At 65.3% G+C, this 19,462-nt stretch carries 18 protein-coding genes; 12 read left to right on the forward strand and 6 right to left on the reverse strand.

The window, feature by feature from the left end; all coding sequences use genetic code 11:
* Window positions 1-3: 3 nt before the first annotated feature.
* From ftsA to lpxC, 3 genes are all read left to right on the forward strand, one after another.
* Window positions 4-1,230, forward strand: a complete 1,227-nt coding sequence (ftsA, locus tag A9974_RS06190) for a cell division protein FtsA (RefSeq protein ID WP_006217473.1) — start codon at window positions 4-6, stop codon at window positions 1,228-1,230.
* 188 nt (window positions 1,231-1,418) lie between these two features.
* A complete protein-coding gene (ftsZ, locus tag A9974_RS06195) occupies window positions 1,419-2,600 on the forward strand; it encodes a cell division protein FtsZ (protein ID WP_183003270.1) in 1,182 nt (393 codons plus the stop codon).
* A 241-nt stretch (window positions 2,601-2,841) separates the two neighbouring features.
* Window positions 2,842-3,765 (forward strand): UDP-3-O-acyl-N-acetylglucosamine deacetylase, encoded by a 924-nt coding sequence (gene lpxC / locus A9974_RS06200; RefSeq protein WP_183003271.1) that lies wholly within the window; start codon window positions 2,842-2,844, stop codon window positions 3,763-3,765.
* 195 nt (window positions 3,766-3,960) lie between these two features.
* Here the strand turns inward: lpxC and A9974_RS06205 are convergent, their stop codons facing one another.
* On the reverse strand, window positions 3,961-4,368 hold the full coding sequence (locus A9974_RS06205; protein ID WP_175190689.1) for a flagellar hook-length control protein FliK: 408 nt from the start codon (window positions 4,366-4,368) through the stop codon (window positions 3,961-3,963).
* Window positions 4,369-4,495: 127 nt separating this feature from the next.
* Between A9974_RS06205 and A9974_RS06210 the strand changes: the two genes are divergently transcribed.
* The 6 genes from A9974_RS06210 (at window position 4,496) to A9974_RS06235 (ending at window position 12,784) form a co-directional block, all read left to right on the forward strand.
* The gene (locus A9974_RS06210; protein WP_183003288.1) at window positions 4,496-5,479 is read left to right on the forward strand and encodes a M23 family metallopeptidase; all 984 of its coding nucleotides are present in this window, start codon (window positions 4,496-4,498) and stop codon (window positions 5,477-5,479) included.
* A 176-nt stretch (window positions 5,480-5,655) separates the two neighbouring features.
* Window positions 5,656-8,391 (forward strand): preprotein translocase subunit SecA, encoded by a 2,736-nt coding sequence (secA, locus tag A9974_RS06215; protein ID WP_183003272.1) that lies wholly within the window; start codon window positions 5,656-5,658, stop codon window positions 8,389-8,391.
* A gap of 13 nt (window positions 8,392-8,404) precedes the next feature.
* Window positions 8,405-9,124, forward strand: coding sequence for a VOC family protein (locus A9974_RS06220; protein ID WP_183003273.1), 720 nt, complete (start codon window positions 8,405-8,407; stop codon window positions 9,122-9,124).
* 179 nt (window positions 9,125-9,303) lie between these two features.
* Entirely contained in the window at window positions 9,304-10,047 is a 744-nt protein-coding gene (locus A9974_RS06225) for a GntR family transcriptional regulator (protein WP_183003274.1), read from the forward strand.
* Window positions 10,044-11,030: a tripartite tricarboxylate transporter substrate binding protein gene (locus tag A9974_RS06230; RefSeq protein WP_183003275.1), complete on the forward strand. Its 987-nt coding sequence runs from the start codon at window positions 10,044-10,046 to the stop codon at window positions 11,028-11,030. The genes A9974_RS06225 and A9974_RS06230 overlap by 4 nt, the downstream gene beginning before the upstream one ends.
* A 59-nt stretch (window positions 11,031-11,089) precedes the next feature.
* The gene (locus A9974_RS06235; RefSeq protein ID WP_183003276.1) at window positions 11,090-12,784 is read left to right on the forward strand and encodes a thiamine pyrophosphate-binding protein; all 1,695 of its coding nucleotides are present in this window, start codon (window positions 11,090-11,092) and stop codon (window positions 12,782-12,784) included.
* A 49-nt stretch (window positions 12,785-12,833) separates the two neighbouring features.
* Here the strand turns inward: A9974_RS06235 and A9974_RS06240 are convergent, their stop codons facing one another.
* On the reverse strand, window positions 12,834-13,370 hold the full coding sequence (locus A9974_RS06240; RefSeq protein WP_183003277.1) for a cysteine dioxygenase family protein: 537 nt from the start codon (window positions 13,368-13,370) through the stop codon (window positions 12,834-12,836).
* 164 nt (window positions 13,371-13,534) lie between these two features.
* Between A9974_RS06240 and A9974_RS06245 the strand changes: the two genes are divergently transcribed.
* The 3 genes from A9974_RS06245 to A9974_RS06255 all read left to right on the forward strand — a co-directional run bounded on the left by A9974_RS06245 (window position 13,535) and on the right by A9974_RS06255 (window position 15,653).
* Window positions 13,535-14,314, forward strand: coding sequence for an SDR family oxidoreductase (locus tag A9974_RS06245; RefSeq protein WP_183003278.1), 780 nt, complete (start codon window positions 13,535-13,537; stop codon window positions 14,312-14,314).
* Window positions 14,315-14,400: 86 nt separating this feature from the next.
* A complete protein-coding gene (locus A9974_RS06250; RefSeq protein ID WP_183003279.1) occupies window positions 14,401-14,859 on the forward strand; it encodes an Lrp/AsnC family transcriptional regulator in 459 nt (152 codons plus the stop codon).
* Between the two features lie 182 nt (window positions 14,860-15,041).
* Window positions 15,042-15,653: a gamma-glutamylcyclotransferase gene (locus A9974_RS06255; protein ID WP_183003280.1), complete on the forward strand. Its 612-nt coding sequence runs from the start codon at window positions 15,042-15,044 to the stop codon at window positions 15,651-15,653.
* A gap of 70 nt (window positions 15,654-15,723) precedes the next feature.
* Here A9974_RS06255 and pagP read toward each other — a convergent pair whose 3' ends face one another.
* The 4 genes from pagP to A9974_RS06275 all read right to left on the reverse strand — a co-directional run bounded on the left by pagP (window position 15,724) and on the right by A9974_RS06275 (window position 19,389).
* Entirely contained in the window at window positions 15,724-16,278 is a 555-nt protein-coding gene (pagP, locus tag A9974_RS06260) for a lipid IV(A) palmitoyltransferase PagP (protein WP_183003281.1), read from the reverse strand.
* A 133-nt stretch (window positions 16,279-16,411) separates the two neighbouring features.
* Complete coding sequence (gene mgtE, locus A9974_RS06265; protein WP_183003282.1) at window positions 16,412-17,884, reverse strand: magnesium transporter; 1,473 nt, start codon at window positions 17,882-17,884, stop codon at window positions 16,412-16,414.
* 10 nt (window positions 17,885-17,894) lie between these two features.
* Entirely contained in the window at window positions 17,895-18,305 is a 411-nt protein-coding gene (locus A9974_RS06270) for an acyl-CoA thioesterase (RefSeq protein WP_183003283.1), read from the reverse strand.
* A 97-nt stretch (window positions 18,306-18,402) separates the two neighbouring features.
* A complete protein-coding gene (locus A9974_RS06275) occupies window positions 18,403-19,389 on the reverse strand; it encodes a YeiH family protein (protein WP_183003289.1) in 987 nt (328 codons plus the stop codon).
* Window positions 19,390-19,462: the final 73 nt, after the last annotated feature.

Genomic DNA, 19,462 nt, shown 5'->3' on the forward strand with positions numbered 1-19,462 from the left:
GCCATGACCCGTGACATCAAGGACCTTATCGTCGCCCTCGATATCGGCACCAGCAAGGTGGTGGCTGTGGTGGCTGAAATCTTGCCCGAAGGGCGATTCGAAGTGCTCGGCCTGGGCCAGCACGAATCGCGCGGCATGCGCAAGGGCGTGGTCGTCAATATCGAGACCACTGTGAATTCCATCCAGCGAGCGCTTGAAGAAGCCGAGCTGATGGCAGATTGCAAGATCCGCGACGTCTACACCGGCATCGCCGGCAGCCATATCCGCAGCTTCAACTCCAGCGGCATGGTCGCCGTCAAGGACAAGGAAGTCACCGCCACCGACGTTGCGCGAGTCATCGAGACCGCCAAGGCGGTGAACATCCCCACCGATCAGCAGGTGCTGCACGTGCTGACGCAGGAATTCATCGTCGACGGCCAGGAAGACATCCGCGAGCCCATCGGCATGAGTGGCCTGCGCCTGGAAGTGCGCGTGCACATCGTGACCGGCGCGGTCAGCGCCGCGCAGAACATCGTCAAGTGCGTGCGCCGTTGCGGCCTGGAAGTGCAGGACCTGATCCTGCAGCCCCTGGCCTCCAGCCTGGCCGTGCTGACCGCCGACGAAAAAGAGCTGGGCGTCGTGCTGGTCGATATCGGCGGCGGCACCACCGACGTCGCCATCTTCACCGGCGGCGCGATCCGCCACACCGCCGTGCTGCCGATCGCCGGCGACCAGATCACCAACGACATCGCGGCCATGCTGCGCACGCCGACGCCCGATGCCGAAGAAATCAAGCTGCGTTACGGCGTGGCCAAGCAAGTGCTGGCCAGTCCGGATGAATCCGTGGAAGTGCCGGGGCTGGGCGACCGCGGCCCGCGCCAGGTCAAGCGCCAGGCGCTGGGCGCTGTCATCGAGCCGCGCGTGGAAGAGCTGTTCACGCTGGTGCAGCAGGTCGTGCGCGATTCCGGCTACGAAGACCTGCTGGCGTCCGGCGTGGTGCTGACCGGCGGCTCGGCGCAGCTACCCGGCATGATCGAACTGGCCGAGGACGTGTTCCTCAAGCCGGTGCGCGTGGCGGTACCCGAATACGAAGGCAGCCTGGCCGACGTGATGCGCAATCCGCGCTTCTCGACCGTGATGGGCTTGCTGCAGGAAGCGCGCATGCAGCGTGTGCGCGGCCGCAAGGTCGCCGCGCAGACGGGCAACTTCAAGAGCCTGCTGGCGCGCATGAAGGAATGGTTTATGAATTAGAGGGGGGCAGGTTGGGGCCTGCTCCTTGGCTTGATCCGCAGCGGTATCGCGGGCCGGGCCAGAAAGGGGAGGCGTCTCAAACCCGTTGCGGACCAAAGCAGTCGGCTTCGGCTTTGAGGCGATTCACAAAATATAGGTTGTTGGGGAATTTTTGTGATTTGCAAAATCGGACTTGTGAGGGAGTCATCATGATGAACTTTGAGATGCTTGAGAACAACACCAAAGGGACCGTAATCAAGGTCGTTGGTGTGGGCGGTGCAGGCGGCAATGCCGTCGCGCACATGATTCGCAGCGGCGTGCACGGCGTGGATTTCATCTGCGCCAACACCGATGCGCAAGCGCTGGCGGCAACCAATGCCCCGGTGCAGATTCGCCTGGGCCGCACGGGCCTGGGTGCGGGCGCCAAGCCCGAGCAAGGCCGCGCGTCGGCGGAAACCGCGCGCGAGGAGATCCGTGCCGCCCTGAACGGCGCGCACATGGTCTTCATTACCGCCGGCATGGGCGGCGGCACCGGCACGGGCGCAGGTCCGGTCGTGGCCGAAGTGGCCAAGGAGCTGGGCATTCTGACGGTGGGCGTGGTGACCAAGCCCTTCACCTTCGAAGGCAACAAGCGCCTGAAGATGGCCGAGGACGGCATCGCCGAACTGGCCAAGCACGTGCATTCGCTCATCGTGGTGCTCAACGAGAACCTCTATGAACTGATGGACGAGGACGCGACGCAGGAAGACTGCTTCCGTTCGGCCGACGATATCCTGCACAACGCGTGCGCGGGTATCGCCGAAATCATCAACGTCGAAGGTAACGTCAACGTCGACTTCGAGGACGTCAAGACGATCATGGGTGAGCAAGGCCAGGCCATGATGGGCACGGCATCGGCTTCGGGCGCTGACCGCGCCCGCGTCGCCGCCGAGCACGCCATCGCCTGCCCGCTGCTGGAAGGCGTGGACCTGAACGGCGCTCGCGGCGTGCTGGTCAACATCACAGCCAGCCGCTCGCTGAAGATGCGCGAAACGCGCGAAATCATGGAAACGATCCGCAGCTACGCTTCGGACGACGCGACCGTGATCTTCGGCACTGCCTACGACGAGTCGATGGGTGAAAACCTGCGCGTGACCGTGGTTGCGACCGGCCTGGGCCGTGCGCAGGCGCGTCCGCAACTGGTGCAGAGCACCGCTGAAGTGCTGCGTACCGGCACCGACAACATGCCCATGGGCACGATGCCGGCCGGTCAGGGCGATTACCGCAATCTGGACATGCCGTCGGTCATGCGCAATCCGCGCAGCCAGGCGTCGGCTCAGGTGCGTGCACTGGAAAGCTCGGGCATGGATCACTTTGACATCCCGGCTTTCCTGCGCAAGCAGGCGGATTGAACCTTAGAGCCTGATTCAGGCTCTACATGCACTCCCTCATCTCCGGCTTGCCTGTCCCCGCAGGCAAGCCGGAGGCGGAGCGGCCCGTGTTTCCCTTGCACGGCTTGAATAGGGGACGGTTTTATCGGTCGGTCCAGGCGCCTTGATGGCGTTGGGAACCGGACAGAGTTACAATACGTCAGTTACGCCGGCAATCTGTTCGTTATCTTGCCGGCTTCCTGGCTCAAAATACCTTAGTCTCATGTTCCGACAGCGCAGCATTCAGAATCTCGTCCGCACGACAGGCGTCGGCGTCCACTCCGGACGGCGGGTCGAGCTCACCCTGCGCCCGGCGGCGCCCAACACGGGCATCGTGTTCCATCGCGTGGATTTGCCCGAAGTCGTCGACTTGCCGGCGCAGGCCACGGGCGTGGGCGACACCCGCATGGCGTCCGTATTGCAGCAGGGCAATGTCCGCGTGTCCACGGTGGAACATCTCATGTCGGCATTGGCCGGCCTGGGCATCGACAACCTGCATATCGACCTCACTGCCGAAGAAGTCCCCATCATGGACGGCAGTGCGGCCACCTTCGTGTACCTGTTGCGCTCGGCGGGCATCGTCGAGCAGAACGCGCCGAAGCAGTTCATCCGTGTGTTGAAGACGGTGGAAGTGCGCGAGGGCGAAGGCCGCACCGAGAAGTGGGCCCGGCTTGAACCCCATGAAGGGTACGCGCTGGCCTTCTCGATCGACTTTCGCCACCCCGCCATCGATTCGACCGCGAATTTCGCCGAGATCGATTTCGCGACCCACTCGTACGTGCGCGAAATCGCGCGTGCCCGCACCTTCGGCTTCGTCAACGAAGTGGAAGCGCTGCGCTCGATGGGCCTGGCCCGCGGCGGCAGCCTGGACAACGCCATCGTCATGGACGAATACCGGGTGCTGAACAGCGACGGCCTGCGTTACGACGACGAATTCGTGAAGCACAAGATCCTGGACGCCATCGGCGACCTGTATCTGCTGGGCAAGCCGCTGGTGGCGCGCTACGTGGCGTGCAAGTCGGGCCACGGCCTGAACAACCAGCTGGCCCGCGCGCTGCTCGAGCAACGCGATGCCTGGGAATTGATCACCTACGAATCGCAAGCCGAAGCGCCGCAGGCCTTCCGGCACGAATGGCAACTGGCCTGAGGCCAGTTCGCCGATAAGGTCCGGCATGGCGGGGTCCGTCCCCGGCTGATGTCCGGTCCTGCCACGGGATGGCGCCAGCCGCCATCCGGTCCTCCTCAAGACGCCATCCAGGTGTAACCCGAGGGTTCATACGGTCCGACAACTTGGTTTCGCTTGGTATCCAGGCGGGTTGCATGCCGGACAAGCCTGGCTATCTCAGCTACTCTTGTGGTGCTTCAATAGCTTGGCGACTGCGTCGGCTAGCGGGCCGGGGCGCAGGGTGTCATGCAGCGCTTCAAAGGCGCCCAGGGCGGTATCGCCCAGAGGCTGCGCTTCTTTAGGGGGCAGCGGCTGGCGGGCGCCGGGCTTGGGCAGGCCGGCTTGTACCTTGACGGCAATTTCGTTAAGGTTCCAGCCTTGGTCCGACAAGGCTTGCGCGATGCGCGGGGCCAATTGACGCATCTTCGCCGCGTGCGCGGCACTGGGCACCACCAGTTGAAGGCGCTGGTTTTCCAGCTTGCCTACCTGGCACACGGCGCCCAACGGGGCGGGCAGAATCGCCGCCACCGCATATTGGATTTGCAAGTGCTTGCGGGCGGTCGCCAGTACGCCGGCGCCCCGCATGTCATGACCCAGCCATCCCAGGGCGGTATTTTCTTTCCGCCGGCTGGAACTGGAACGTTGACGGTATGAAGTGGGTCTATTCATCCCGGCTCTAAGAATTAGGAAGCAAACCTTGAAAATAGTGATTATGCACGCCCGCGAAGGGCAGGACGGGCATTTCACCCTGGGAGGCGCACGATTGGCGTTGTTTCTGGGGGGCGCCCTGATGACGGCCGCCATCTTTGGCGCCGCCCTTCAGCGCTACCTTACTCCTATCCTGCCGGCGGTCCACACGGTGGGGTGGCCGCTGTCCGGACAACCGGGACGCGACGCTGATTTCCTGCGCGGCAACATGAACCTGCTGGCCGCCAAGGTGGGCGCGTTGCAGGCCAAGCTGGTCAGCATCGACGGGCTGGGCCAGCGGGTGGCTCAGGTGGCCGGAGTGGCCTATACCGATCCGGAAGTGGCCAAGCAACTGGCCGCGGCGCCGGCCGACGCGAACCACGCGCCCGAGGCGACCCAGGTCATGGACGACCTGTTCACCGACCGCACGCCGCCCACCGCGGCGTCGGCCGAAGCGCTGGGCCGCCAACTGGACGAAATCCAGGAGCGGCTTGCGCTGCAAACCGACAATCTCAAGCTGCTGGACGCGGCGCTGACCCGGCGGTCGGCCGATCAGGCCCGCATGCCCACGGCCATGCCCATTACCGATTATCCGTACCTCAGCTCATCCTACGGCTGGCGCCGCAATCCCGTGACCGGGCGCCAGGCCATGCACGAAGGCCTGGACTTTGCCGCGCCGCCGGGCACCCCCATCCTGGCCGCATCGGGCGGGGTGGTGCTGGAAGCCAAATTCCTGCCGGGCTACGGCAACATGGTTGAAATCGACCATGGCGACGGCCTCATCACACGCTACGCCCATGCCTCGTCGCTGCTGGTCAAGCAAGGCCAATTGGTCGAGCGGGGCCAGCAGGTCGCCCGGGTCGGCTCGTCGGGCCAATCCACCGGGCCGCACTTGCATTTCGAGGTCCGGCTGGCTGGGCAACCGCTGGATCCGCGCCTGTTCCTGGGCCCGCAGCAGCACGCGCCGCCCGCGGTGGCGCAGGTCGGCGCCAACGGCGCCGCGCGCTGACCCCTAATCCGGGCTACAGTGCCACCCTGGCCATAGGGTCAGGCTATTGCGCTCCAGGTGCGTTAAACTGGTTCGTTTCCCAGCGGACCCCCGCTCAACCAAATAAATCAAGTCACGGGCGACGCTGCCCTTAGCCTAATGCTTGGCGCGGCGTGGTTCGTGCGGCCGACATACGCATGGTTTCTCTGCTCAAAAAACTCATAGGTAGCCGCAACGACCGGCTGCTTAAGCAGTATCGCAAGCTGGTAACCCAGATCAATGGGCTGGAGCCCAAGATCTCCGCGCTCTCCGATGCGGAGCTGGCGGCCAAGACCGAGGAGTTCAGCTCTCGTCACGCCCAGGGCACTTCCTTGGACGACCTGCTACCGGAAGCCTTCGCCGTCGTGCGCGAAGCCGGCAAGCGGGTTTTCGGCATGCGTCACTTTGATGCGCAGTTGCTGGGCGGCATCGCCCTGCATAGTGGCAAGATCGCCGAAATGCGCACAGGTGAAGGCAAGACGCTGATGGCGACGCTGCCGGTCTACCTGAACGCGATCGCCCGCAAGGGCGTGCACGTGGTGACGGTGAACGATTACCTGGCCCGCCGCGACGCTGAATGGATGGGCCGCCTGTATCACTTCCTGGGCCTGTCCACGGGCGTGGTGGTGCCGCAGCAGCCGAACGAGGAAAAGAAGGCCGCTTACGCCGCCGACATCACGTACGGCACCAATAACGAATTCGGTTTCGACTACCTGCGCGACAACATGGAATACCGTGTTGAAGACCGGCGCCAGCGCGCGCTGTTCTACGCCATCGTCGACGAAGTGGACTCGATCCTGATCGACGAGGCGCGTACGCCCTTGATCATCTCCGGCCAGGCCGAAGACCACACCGAGCTGTACATCCGCATGAATGCGGTGCCGCCGCTCTTGACCCGCATGGCCAGCGAGCCCAAGCCGCAAGAGCCGGAACCCGAAGGCGACTATTGGGTCGACGAAAAGAGCCAGCAGGTCTACCTGTCGGAAGCCGGTCACGTCAATGCTGAAGGCATCCTGGCGCGCCTGGGCATCCTGCCCGAGGGCGAGTCGCTGTACGACCCGCGCCATATCGCCCTGATGCATCACCTGATGGTGGCGCTGCGCGCCAACTCGCTGTTCTTCCGCGACCAGCAGTATGTGGTGCAGGACGGCGAAGTCATCATCGTCGACGAGTTCACGGGCCGCCTGATGGTGGGCCGCCGTTGGTCCGATGGCCTGCACCAGGCGGTCGAAGCCAAGGAAGGCGTGAAGATCCAGCACGAGAACCAGACGCTGGCATCCATTACGTTCCAGAACTACTTCCGCATGTACGAAAAGCTGTCCGGCATGACCGGTACGGCCGATACGGAAGCGTACGAATTCCAGGAGATCTACGGGCTCGAAACGGTCATTATCCCGACCAACAAGCCCATGATCCGCAAGGATCAAAACGACCAGGTCTTCAAGACCGACCCGGAAAAGTACAACGCGATTCTCGAAGACATCCGCGATTGCCACGAGCGCGGCCAGCCGGTGCTGGTGGGCACCACCAGCATCGAAAACTCCGAGCTGCTGTCGGGCCTGCTGAAAAAGGCCAAGCTGCCGCACGAAGTGCTGAACGCCAAGCAACATGCCCGCGAAGCCGAGATCGTCGCCGAAGCCGGCAAGCCTGGCCACATCACCATCGCCACCAACATGGCGGGCCGCGGCACCGACATCGTGCTGGGCGGCAGCGTGGACAAGCAGGTTGACCTGATCCGCGCGGACGAATCGCTGTCCGAGGCCGAAAAGAACGCGCGCATCGAAAAGATCCGCGCCGACTGGAAGCCGCTGAACGAGCAAGTGAAGGCCGCCGGCGGCCTGCGCATCATCGGTACCGAGCGCCACGAATCGCGCCGTATCGACAACCAGCTGCGTGGCCGCGCCGGCCGCCAGGGCGACCCGGGTTCGTCGCGTTTCTACCTGTCGCTGGAAGATTCGCTGATGCGCATCTTCGCGGGCGACCGCGTGCGCGCCATCATGGAGCGCCTGAAGCTGCCCGAAGGCGAGCCCATCGAAGCCGGCATGGTGACCCGCTCGATTGAAACCGCGCAACGCAAGGTGGAAGGCCGCAACTTCGACATCCGCAAGCAATTGCTGGAATACGACGATGTCGCCAACGACCAGCGCAAGGTGCTGTACTCGCAGCGCAACGACGTGCTGGAAGCCGCCAGCGTGGGCGCCACGGTGGAAAACCTGCGCGACGCCGCGGTGGTCGACCTGTTCAACACGTATGTGCCGCCGGAATCGGTGGAAGAGCAGTGGGACATCCCGGCGTTGCAAAAGGCGCTGGAAGCCGACTGGCAGATCCGCCTGCCGCTGGTCGAGATGCTCGAAAAAGAAGCAAGCCTGACCGACGAAGACCTGCGCGAACGCGTGGTCGCGGCGGCGCGCGACATCTACCGGGCCAAGGTCGAGCAGGTGGGCGCGGAATCGTGGTCGCAGTTCGAACGTTCGATCATGCTGCAGGCCATCGACACGCACTGGCGCGAACACCTGTCGGCGCTGGATTACCTGCGCCAGGGCATCCATCTGCGCGGTTACGCCCAGAAGAACCCCAAGCAGGAATACAAGCGCGAAGCCTTCGAACTGTTCTCGGGCATGCTGGACCGCATCCGCGACGATGTGGTGCGCGTGCTGATGACCGTGCGAGTGCAGTCGTCCGAGCAGGTCGAGCAGGCCGAAGCCGAAGCCGCCCAGCCGCATGTGCAGAACGTGCAATACCACCACTCCGACTACGACGAGGCCCTGGCCCAGTCGGCCACGGAAGAGGGCGCGCAGCCGGTGCGCAACGCGCTGCCCAAGGTGGGCCGCAACGATCCGTGCCCGTGCGGCAGCGGCAAGAAGTACAAGCAGTGCCACGGCAAGCTGGTCTGACCGGATAAACGCCATGCTGCATTCCGTCGGCCACACCGAATTCGACCATGCCGTGGTCATGGTGCGCGACCGGCTGGATGCGCTGGCGCCGCACTTCGAGCGCCAGGGCTTTCACCTGAGCGACAAGGCGGTGCACAACCTGGGGTCGTGCAACCGCCTCATCGTGCTTGAAGGCACCTACGTCGAATTGCTGGGCTGGCCGCCCGGCGCGCCGCCGGCCCGCAAGGAAATCGCCGACTCCCCCTTCGGGCTTGAAGCGCTGGTGTTCCGCACCTATGACGCCGACGCCACGCGCGAGCGTCTGCTCGCTGCCGGCTTCGCGGTCAATCCCATGCAGGAACTGAGCCGGCCGGCCATGCTGGACGGCCAGGAAGTCCAGGCCCGTTTCCATACCGTGCGATTTGCCGAGCAGCCGCTGCCCGGCATCCGCATGTATTTCTGCCGCCATCTGACGCCCGAGTGCGTCTGGTCGCCAGAACTCATGGCGCACCCCAATGGGGCCCGCAGCCTGACGCGCATCGATGCGCGCGCCGCCCAGGCGCGCCAAGTGGCCGAACGCCTGGCTCTGGTGGCGGGCGTCAAGGCCGAAGCCGCCGCAGGCGGCTGGGACGTGCCGCTGGCCAACCTGCGCATCCATGTGCAGGAAGACCCGTCGGCGGCCGTGCCGGTCTTGTCCACGCTGACGCTGGAAAACCGCGACGGCGCGCACTACACGCTCGATACCGGTCTTTGAGCCACGGCGCGGCTACTCGGCGGCGCGTCTGCTTTCCCCTTCATCCGACGACACGCCCTATAAAAGGGCCGGATTGATCGCGCCCACTTTCCGGGCAAACCCGGGTTGCGAGGTAAAGTGTATGCACTTTAGTATGCACTTCATTCCGGCTTGGAGCGCCCTGGCGGCCCTGCTTTCGTATGACGCAATCCCGACCCACAGCCCGCACCTCGGCCGGACAGGCCGAGCTGTACAACGCCGTCAAGGCCATGGCGGTGAGCTTCGAGTTCAAGCCGGGCGAACGCATCAATGAAGTAGAGCTGGCGCGGCGCTTGAACGTCAGCCGCACGCCGCTGCGCGAGGTGTTGAACCAGTTGATGGTGGAAGGCTTCCTGACCCGCTCGGTGAACCGCGGCTTCATTGCCCGGTTGCTGGATGCCAAGCAGATTCACAGCCTCTATGAATACCGGGCAGTGCTGGAAGCCGGCATTGTCCGCGCCGCCTGCGAGCGCGCCAGCGACGAGGAATTGGCGGCGCTGCGCGCCTTTGTCGAACGCTCGCGCGACGTGCCCGAAGACAGCGACGCGACCCGCCTGCTGGAACTGGACGAGGCTTTCCACCTGACACTGGCGCGCCTGTCGCGCAACGAGGAATTCGTGCGGGCGTTGGAGAGCGTGAACGCGCGCATCCATTTCGTCCGCTGGATCGACATGCAGCAGGGCCGACGCAGCCAGACGCAGGGCGAGCACATGCGCATCGTCCAGGCGCTGGAGCGGCGCGATGTCGACGCCTTGCCGGACATGATGTGCAGCCACATCGGCCGGCGGTTGGACCAGATCACGGATGTCATCCGCACCGGTTTTTCCACGATTTACATGCGGGACCAGGCCGAACCCGCCTCGGCAGCGCCGGCCAACACCACAACAGCAGGGGAAAAAACATGACCTACACATCGATGCGGCGCGCCTTGGCGGCCGTCTGCGCGCTGGCCGCGCTGGGAGGCGGCCTGGCCGCGCCCGCCCATGCGGACGAAAAGCCGCTGGTACTGGTGGTGCCGTACCCGCCGGGCGGCAGTACCGATATCCTGGCCCGCATCATGCAGCCGCGCCTGTCGCAGGAATTGGGCGGCCGGGCGGTGGTGGTGGAAAACCGGCCGGGCGCGGCCAGCCAGATCGCGACTGCCTTCGTGGCGCGCGCCGAACCCGATGGCAGCACGCTGCTGGTCAGCTTCGACAACCACGGCATCAATCCCGCCGTAAAGCCCAAGCTGCCCTATGACACGTTCAAGGACTTCGTCGCCATCACCCAGACCGTGCGCTTTCCGCTGGTACTGGGCGCCAACCCAGGCGTGCCGGGTGACAACCTGAAGGAATTCCTGGCGGCGGCCGCCAAGCAGCCGGCCAACAAATTCAACTATGCGTCCACCGGCGTCGGTTCGCTGAACCACCTGGCGCCCGAAGAGCTCAAGCGCCTGTCCAAGGTGGAGCTGCTGCATGTTCCCTACGGCGGGGGCGGGCCCGCCATCCAGGCGGTGGTGGGCGGCCAGGCGAACATGACCTGGCTGAGCTTTGCCGCGCTGCGCGGCCAGATTCAGGCCGGCAAGATCAAGCCGCTGGCCGTGGCCGGCGAGAAGCGCCTGCCGGAATTGCCCAATGTGCCGACGGTGGCCGAGTCGGGTTTTCCGGGCTTCGTGGCCTATTCCTGGAGCGGCATGTTCGCGCCCAAGGGGACGCCGGACGCCACCATCAAAAAGCTGACCCAGGCATTCAACACGGTGCTGGCCGACGCGGACGTCAAGAAGAAGCTGCAGGAAGCGGGCTTCGAGATCGTGGCGTCCAATGGACCGGCGCTGGATGCCTACGTGAAGGCGGAATACGACCGCTGGAGCACCTTCATCAAGAGCAGCAACATCAATCTGGATAACTGAGCGGTTCGCGGCGGGACGCAGCGGCGTTCCGCCCGGCCCGCGCATCGCGTGGAGAAGACATGGATACCTTGACCGGCGCCGAAGCAATGGTGCGGATGCTGCAACACAACGGCGTCAAACACATTTTCGGCCTTTGCGGCGATACCAGCCTGCCGTTCTATGACGCACTCTACCGGCTGGACCACGGCATGCAGCACGTGCTGACCCGGGACGAGCGCAGCGCCGGCTACATGGCCGACGCCTATGCGCGCGTGACCGGCAAGGTCGGCGTGTGCGAAGGCCCCAGCGGCGGCGGCGCGACCTATCTATTACCCGGGCTGGTGGAGGCCAATGAGTCGTCCATTCCGGTGCTGGGCATCACGTCCGACGTGGCGGTGGGCTCGCGCGGCAAGTACCCGCTGACCGAGCTGGACCAGGAGGCCCTGTACCGGCCGTTGACGAAGTGGAACCGTACGATCGACCGCGCGGACCAGATTCCGGGCATGGTGCGCGCCGCGTTCCGCGCGATGACCACCGGCAAGCCTGGCTCGGCGCACCTGTGCTTTCCCTATGACGTGATGAAGCAGCAAGTGGACGCGGCCGACATCTGGGCGCAGCCCGAACATGCGCGCTTTCCGTCGCTGCGCTTCGCGCCGGATCCGGCAGACGTGGCGCGCGCCGCGCAGCGGTTGGTCGAGGCGCGTTCGCCCGTAATCATTTGCGGCGGCGGCGTGGTGATCGCCGGTGCCAGCGGCGCGCTGCAGGAATTGGCCGAGACCCTGAAGGCGGCGGTCTGCGTGACCGTCAGCGGACAGGGCAGCCTGGCCGATACGCATCCACTGAACGCGGGTGTGGTGGGTTCCAACGGCGGCGTGATGGCCACGCGCGACGTGGTGGCCGCGGCCGACGTGGTGCTGTTCATCGGTTGCCGTGCGGGGTCGACCTCGACCGAGCATTGGCGCTTTCCGAGCCGTGACGTGCCGATCCTGCACATTGACATCGATCCGATGGTGATCGGCGCCAACTACCTGACCGAGGTCGGGCTGGTCGGCGATGCCAAGCTGGCGCTGGAAGCGTTGGGCGCCGAAGTCCAGGCGCGCCGCGCGCATCGGCCGTCCGATGCCGTGGACGGCGCGGTGCTGGCCGGGCGCGCGAAAGCCGCGCGGCGGGCGCAATTGGAGCCGCTGGCCGCCAGCCTGGAAACGCCGATCCGTCCGGAGCGCGTGGTGCAGTCGCTGAACCGCCTGTTACCCGATGACGCGGTGGTGTGCGCCGACCCCGGGACGCCTTGCCCGTATTTCTCGGCCTACTACGACGTGTCGCGTCCGGGCCGCCATTTCATCACCAATCGCGCGCACGGCGCGCTGGGGTTCTCGATGTCGGCGGCGTTGGGGGCCTGGGTGGGCCGGCCGCAGTCCAAGTGTGTGTCCGTCATGGGCGACGGCAGCTTCGGCTTTACGGTGGGCGAGCTGGAAACCATCGTGCGTCACAAGGCGCCGCTCTTGATGATCGTGTTTTCGAATTCGGTCTACGGCTGGATCAAGGCCAGCCAGAAGGCGGGCTACGACAAGCGCTACTACAGCGTGGACTTCGACCGCACCGATCACGCCCGCATCGCCGAGGCTTATGGCGTGAAGGCGTGGCGGGTGGAAGACCCGGCCAAGCTGGATGCGGCGATCAAGGCGGCGATGGAGCATGACGGGCCCGCCCTGATCGACGTAGTGGCGCAGCCGTTGCAGGATACGGCGGCACCGGTGAGCCAGTGGATGGGCTGAGGCCCGGACAGAAACGGGGCCCTTGGGTCCCGTTTTTTTTGCGTCGCGTTCAGTGCGGCGCGGGCGTGGGCACGAGGTGATTGACGCCGGTGCACAGGTCGGCCTGGTCGACGCCGTAGATGTGCAGGGACACGGCGACGCCGGGGCCGGCGTTGCCCAGGCGGTGGATCTGGCGCAGACCCGGCGTGGCGGTGACGATGTCGCCGGGGCGGCGGCAGGCCTCGCCGCAGGCGATGGCGGCGGCCGCATCCGGATCCCAGCGGTAGTGGGTTTCGGCCAGTTCGCCCTGCAGCACCTGGTAGGTGCACCAGGTCTTGTGGCCATGCACCGGGCTGAATTGCCCCGGACGCCAGATCAGGTAGGCGACGGTGAAGGCGCCATGCGGATCGGCGTAGGCGATGTGACGGGTGTAGGTGTCGGCGCGGCCGGCGCGCAGGTCTTCGGGCAGGTTTTGCAGCATGTCGCCTGCATTGGCGACACTGGCGGCCAGGTCGCGCAGCAGGGCGCGCGCCGCATTCAGCTGGGCGGCCTGCACCGACTCGCATAGCGAGCGCAGATCGGCGGTGGCGAGTTGGGCAGAAGGCATGCGTGTCCCCCTGAATGACAAGCCTTCATCTTAGGGATTCGCCGTGGAATGCCTTTGCCAAATTCGCCCGTTTGGCGGGAAAGATTGGAAAAAAATTCCATCCTTGCGGCGGCCCGGCGCTCCTATACTGATCCGCTTCGTGGCACAACTCTGGGGAGTCAGGCATGGATCTGGGGATCAGCGGCAAGACCGCATTGGTGTTCGGCGGCAGCCGAGGCATGGGCCGGGCGTGCGCCCTGCAATTGGCGCGCGAGGGCGTGGCGGTGACCATCGCGGCCCGCAACCCGCAGACGCTTGAGCAGGCCGCCGCCGAGATTTCGCGCGAAACGGGCATCGGCGTTGGCTGGGTCTCGGCCGACCTGACGCTGGACACGGGGCGCGAGGCCGCGCTGGCCGCCTGCCCGCATCCCGACATTCTGATCAACAACGCCGATGGCCCCATGCCGGGCGACTTCCGCAACTGGAGCCATGACGACTGGATCGCGGCGCTCGACTCCATGATGCTGGGGCCGATCGATATGATCCGCCGCGTGGTGGACGGCATGATCGAACGGCGCTTCGGGCGCATCGTCAACATCGTGTCGCGCAGCGTCAAGGCGCCGCATGCCGAGCTGGGGCTGTCCAACGGCGCGCGCGCCGGGCTGATCGGCTTTGTGAGCGGCCTGGCGCGCCAAACCGTGCGCCACAACGTGACCATCAACAATCTGCTGCCGGGCGCGTTCGCCACCGACGCGCAGGCGCGCCACATCCGCGGCATGCTCGAGGACACCGGCAAGACCTTCGAGCAACTGTGGGACGAACGCGGCCGCGCCAGTCCGGCAGGGCGCTATGGCCAGCCCGAAGAACTCGGGGCGCTGTGCGCCTATGTCTGCTCGGCGCAGGCCAGCTACATGACCGCGCAGAACATCCTGCTGGACGGCGGCGGCTACCCCGGCACCTACTGAATCCGCCGCGGAGCAAGGGTGTTCCGCGGCTGGACGCGAGCAGGGGGAAAGGGCAAGATTGGGCCGATATCGCTTGAGGAACCTCAATGGACCAGACGGACATCAAGATCTTGGCGTTGCTGCAGAAGGACGCCACCTGTTCGGTCGCCGAAATCGCCGAGCAGGTGAACCTGTCCGTCACCCCCTGCTGGCGCCGCATCCAGAAGCTCAAGGACGACGGCGTCATCGCGCGCAATGCCATCTTGCTGGACCCGCGCGCGCTGGGCCTGAACCTGACCGTGTTCGTGTCCATCAAGACCAGCCAGCACAACGAAAAATGGACGCAAAGCCTGATCAACGCCGTCATGGCGTTGCCCAACGTGGTGGAATTTCACCGCATGGCGGGCGACATCGACTACCTGCTCAAGGTGGTGGTCGAGGACATGGCGGCCTATGACCGCTTCTACCGCCGCCTGATCGGCGCGGTGGACCTGCTGGACGTCAGCGCCAGCTTCTCGATGGAAGTCATCAAGAGCACCACCGAGCTGCCGCTGAACGCGGTCTGAAGGCGTGCCGCCAGGGCTTGCTCGCCGGGCGCGCAATTTTTTTCCCCTGCGGCCCCCTTCGGGGAATACAAATTTCTTTCGGCGTGTTGCGAGACGGCAATCTCGCAATTCTTTTGCGCGGCAGGCGGCGTAGGATATCCGTCATTCCAGCTATGGAATGAACCGGGATATCAGAGGACCCTATGTCGTTGGCAGTACCCGCCGGCTGCGCCGGATTGGCGAAGACGCAACCCGCGTCGGTGCAAGCGCTTTTGGATGGATGGAACGGCACTGACGATCTGTGGGTGTTCGCCTACGGTTCCCTGATCTGGCATCCCGGTTTCGCCTGGCGCGAACGCCGCCTGGCGACGGTGCGCGGTTACCACCGGTCCCTGTGCCTGTGGTCGCACGATCATCGCGGTTCTCCCGATAATCCCGGCCTGGTGTTTGGCTTGAATCGTGGCGGCTGTTGCCGTGGCGTGGCCTTTCTGGTTGCCGCCAGCGACGTGCCCACGGTTTTCGAGGCGCTGTGGCGCCGTGAAATGGTCACCGGTGCGTATACCCCGCGGTGGCTGACCTGCCATACCGAACAGGCACCGGTGCGCGGCCTGGTCTTCCTGTTGAACCGTGCCTGCCATGAGTATGCGGCCGACCTGACCGACGACCGCCTGCTGGCATCGGTGCGCAATGCGGTCGGGCAATCCGGCCCCTGCCTGGACTACGTGGTGGAAACCGAGAGGGCCTTGCGGGCTCACGGCATCGACGATTGGCGCCTGGGCGAACTGGTGCGCCGGCTGGGCCTGCAACCCTGCTGAGGCTGCGCAAACGAACAAACGGGGTCTTCTTGCGGCCCCGTTTCATTTCAGACGAAATCCCGTCGACGCGTCAGAACGACCAGCGGCCGAACATGAACAGCACATTGCCCGCGCCTCGCGAGCCCGGGATGTAGGTGGCGTAGAGCATGGTGTCCTTGTAGCCGGCCGAGACCAGCGGCAGCACGCCCGGGAAGGGCACGTAGCTCATGATGTCGTGGCGCGCGGTCAAAAAGACCGTGTAGCCGGCGCCGAGGCGGAAGTTCTCGCCGACTCGTCCGATCTTCAGAAAACCGTAGCCGGCGATGGGTTCGACCTTGCTGTGCGAATCCAGGAACGCCATGGCGTACAGGCCCTGCCAGTCGCCGTCTTCGTCATAGATGCTGCGGCCGTAGCCGCCACCCCAGGCCAATTCGTTGAAGCTGTTGATCTTTTCGCGGCTGTACATGGCCCGGTTGTGCCATGAATACCCGCTGAAGTAGAGGTCGTTGCCGCCTTCGTTCCAGATCTGGTCGATCCGGTTGCAGGCGGACTGCGCCCACGAGGGCATGTTGTCACAGGCGTGCGCGGCGGCGCTGAAAGTCGAGAGCAGCAGGCAAAATAGAGCTGCCCGGAGTCTGGCGGTCATGGGTGGAACAGGAAATATGATGACGATCCCGTTACTGTAACGGAGCACTTTTCATATTTACTGTCATAGAGCTGTCAGATGGCCGCTGAAGACATCCGATGAAACATTGATGTGCAGGTCCGTTGCGAGCGCGCTACAGCAGGAAGATGGTCGCCAACCCCAGGAAGATGAAAAAGCCCAGCGAGTCGGTGGCGAAGGTCAGCAGGACCGACGAACCCATGGCGGGATCCTTGCCGAAGCGGGCCCGCAGCATGGGCACCAGCACGCCGACCGACGCGCCCACCAGCATATTGCAGATCATGGCGGCCATCATCACCAGCGCGATCGACAGCGAATGCGAGATGGCCCAGGCGAACAGGGCCGCCACCAGGCTGCCGCACAGGCCTACCATCAGCGTCACGAACAGCTCGCGCTTGACCAGCTGCCACAGGTTGCGGCCGGTGATCCGGCCCATGGCCAGGGCGCGGATGATCAGCGTCATGGTCTGGTTGCCCGAATTGCCGCCGATGCCGGCGACGATGGACATCAGGAACGCCAGGATGACGATCTGGCTGACGGTGCCTTCGAATTGCGACGCCACGAACGACGCCGTGGCCGCGGTACAGAGGTTGAATAGCAGCCAGGGCGCGCGGTTGCGCAGGGCGGTGCTGACCGGCGCGAAGATGTCTTCTTCTTGCAGACCGGCGCGCGACAGGGCCTGTTCCTGGGAGTCTTCGCGCATCACGTCGACGACGTCGGCGATGGTGACGCGGCCGATCAGGCGGCCTTGGTCGTCCATGACGGGGGCGGACACCAGGTCGTAGCGTTCGAATGCGCCGGCGGCGTCGGCGTCGGAATCCAGCGGGTTGAGCGCGAGGAAGTCCGAGTTCATGACCGCGCGCACTTCGGTTTCGGGTTCACTGACCAGAAGGCGCGACAGCGGCAGGATGCCTTGCAGCTTGTCCTGGCGGTCGACCACGAAGATCTGGTCGGTGTGATCGGGCAATTCATGCAGGCGGCGCAGGTAGCGCAGCACCACTTCGAGCGTGACGTCTTCGCGCACGCGGACCATTTCGAAGTCCATGATGGCGCCCACGCTGTCTTCCGGATAGCCCATGGCTTCCAGCAGTTGCGCGCGTTCCTCTTCGGTCAGGCCCTTCTGCACTTCGGCCACCACGTCGGGCGGCAGATCGGGCGCCAGGTCCGCCAGTTCGTCGGCGTCCATGTTGCCGGTGGCGGCCACCAGGTCCTGGCGGTCCATCGCTTCGATCAGCGATTCGCGCACCCAGTCTTCGACCTCGAGCAGCACGTCCGCGTCGTGTTCGGGGCTGACCAGCTTCCAGATGGCCTGGCGTTCGTCCTTGGGCAGCGATTCCAGGATGAAGGCGATGTCCGCCGGGTGCAGCCCGTCCAGCAGGGTCTTGAGCTCTGCCTCGTGCTGGCGGTGCACCAGGTCTTCGACCAGGGAGGCCTTGGCATCGCCTTCTTCCTGGCGATGCACCAGGTCGGCGACCAGTTGCTGGCGGCGCAGGCGCTCCTGCACTTCCGCCAGGGCGTGTTGCGCGTCTTCCGGGTCGAGGCGACGGGGCGTCGCAGGCGGTTTCTGCGCGGCGGCGGACTGCGTCATGCGTTACGGCTCAAAGAGTGGGAAGGGGGCGGCTACGCCGCGCTTCGTCGGTGGCGACGTAAGTCAGGGTGGCTTCGGTGACCTTGACCACTTCGGCGTCCAGGCGCTGGCGTTCGGCATAGACCTCGACCGAGACGGTGACGGAGGTTTTGCCGGTCTTGATCACCGCGGCGTAGAAGCTGAGCAGGTCGCCCACGAAAACCGGCTGCTTGAACTGGAAGGCATTGACGGCGACGGTGGCGACCCGGCCGGCCGCGCGGCGGGCGGCGGGGATGGACCCCGCGATGTCGACCTGGGACATGATCCAGCCGCCGAAAACGTCCCCGTGGATATTGGCGTCCGCCGGCATTGGCATGACGCGCAATACCGCGTCGCGATCGGCGGGCAAAGTCGTGAAGGGGGTTTTGGTGCTGGAGGTCATGCGGCCGGCTCCAATGCAAGGCAACCAGCCGATTATGCAGGAAAAACGTGGCCCCCGGGCGTGCGCCGGGGGCCTGCCGCCGTGGTTTATCGCGGGATCACGAAGCCAGCTTGACGATGCCGTAGCCGCCCACCAGCAACCAGGCGTAGAGAATCAGGCCCAATGCCATCACGCGGGGGCCGGCCTTGCGGATCTGCGCGAAGCGGGTTTCGATGCCCAGCGCGGTCATGGCCATGGTCAGCGCGAAGACGTCCAGGCGGCGGATGGCGGCCACGGCATCGGCCGGAATGATATTGAGCGAGTTGATGATGGCCAGGACCAGGAAGCCGACCGCGAACCAGGGGATGGGCAGCTTGGCGCCCTTGGCCTGGCTGCCGGCGTGGCTGGCGGCGCTGCGCAGGTACAGGCCCAGGACCAACAGCACCGGCACCAGCAGGGCGACGCGGGTCATCTTCACGATGGTGGCCACTTCCGTGGTGGCGGGGTCGATGTTGCTGGCCGCGCCGACCACCTGCGCCACTTCGTGGATGGTGCCGCCGATGTAGATGCCCAGGGACTGGGTGTCGAATTGCAGCCAGCCCGCGTGGTACAGGACCGGGTAGAGGAACATGGACAACGTGCCGAACAGCACCACAGTGGCTACTGCCACGGCGCTCTTGTGCGGGGCCGCGCGTAGGGTCGGTTCGAAGGCCAGCACGGCGGCCGCGCCGCAGATGGCGCTGCCGGCGGCGGTCAGCATGGCGGTGTCGCGGTCCAGCCCCAGCAGGCGCTGGCCGACCAGGGTGCCGATCAGCAACGTGCCGACCACCACCGCGACCGACACGGCCAGGCCGGGCAGGCCCACGGCGGCGATCTGCTGGATGCTGATGTTCAGGCCATAGAAGGCCACGGCGATGCGCAAGAGGCGCCGCGCGGTGAAATTGACGCCCACGCCCCAATCCACCGGCATCGTGCCGCGCAGGAAGTTGCCGTACAGCATGCCGCAGACGATGCCGACCACCAGGGGCGAAAAACCCAGTTGGCGGATGGCGGGCAGGTCGGCCAACTGCATGACGGCGGCGGCCATGAGGCCGACGAACAGCACGCCGTTGAGTTTGTCGCGCCAGGGCGTGGCGGTGGCAGCCGAAGCGGGGGGGCTGGCCGGGGCGGGAGAGAGC

The organism is Achromobacter sp. UMC71 (assembly GCF_014170305.1).
Taxonomy (GTDB): Bacteria; Pseudomonadota; Gammaproteobacteria; order Burkholderiales; family Burkholderiaceae_B; genus Achromobacter.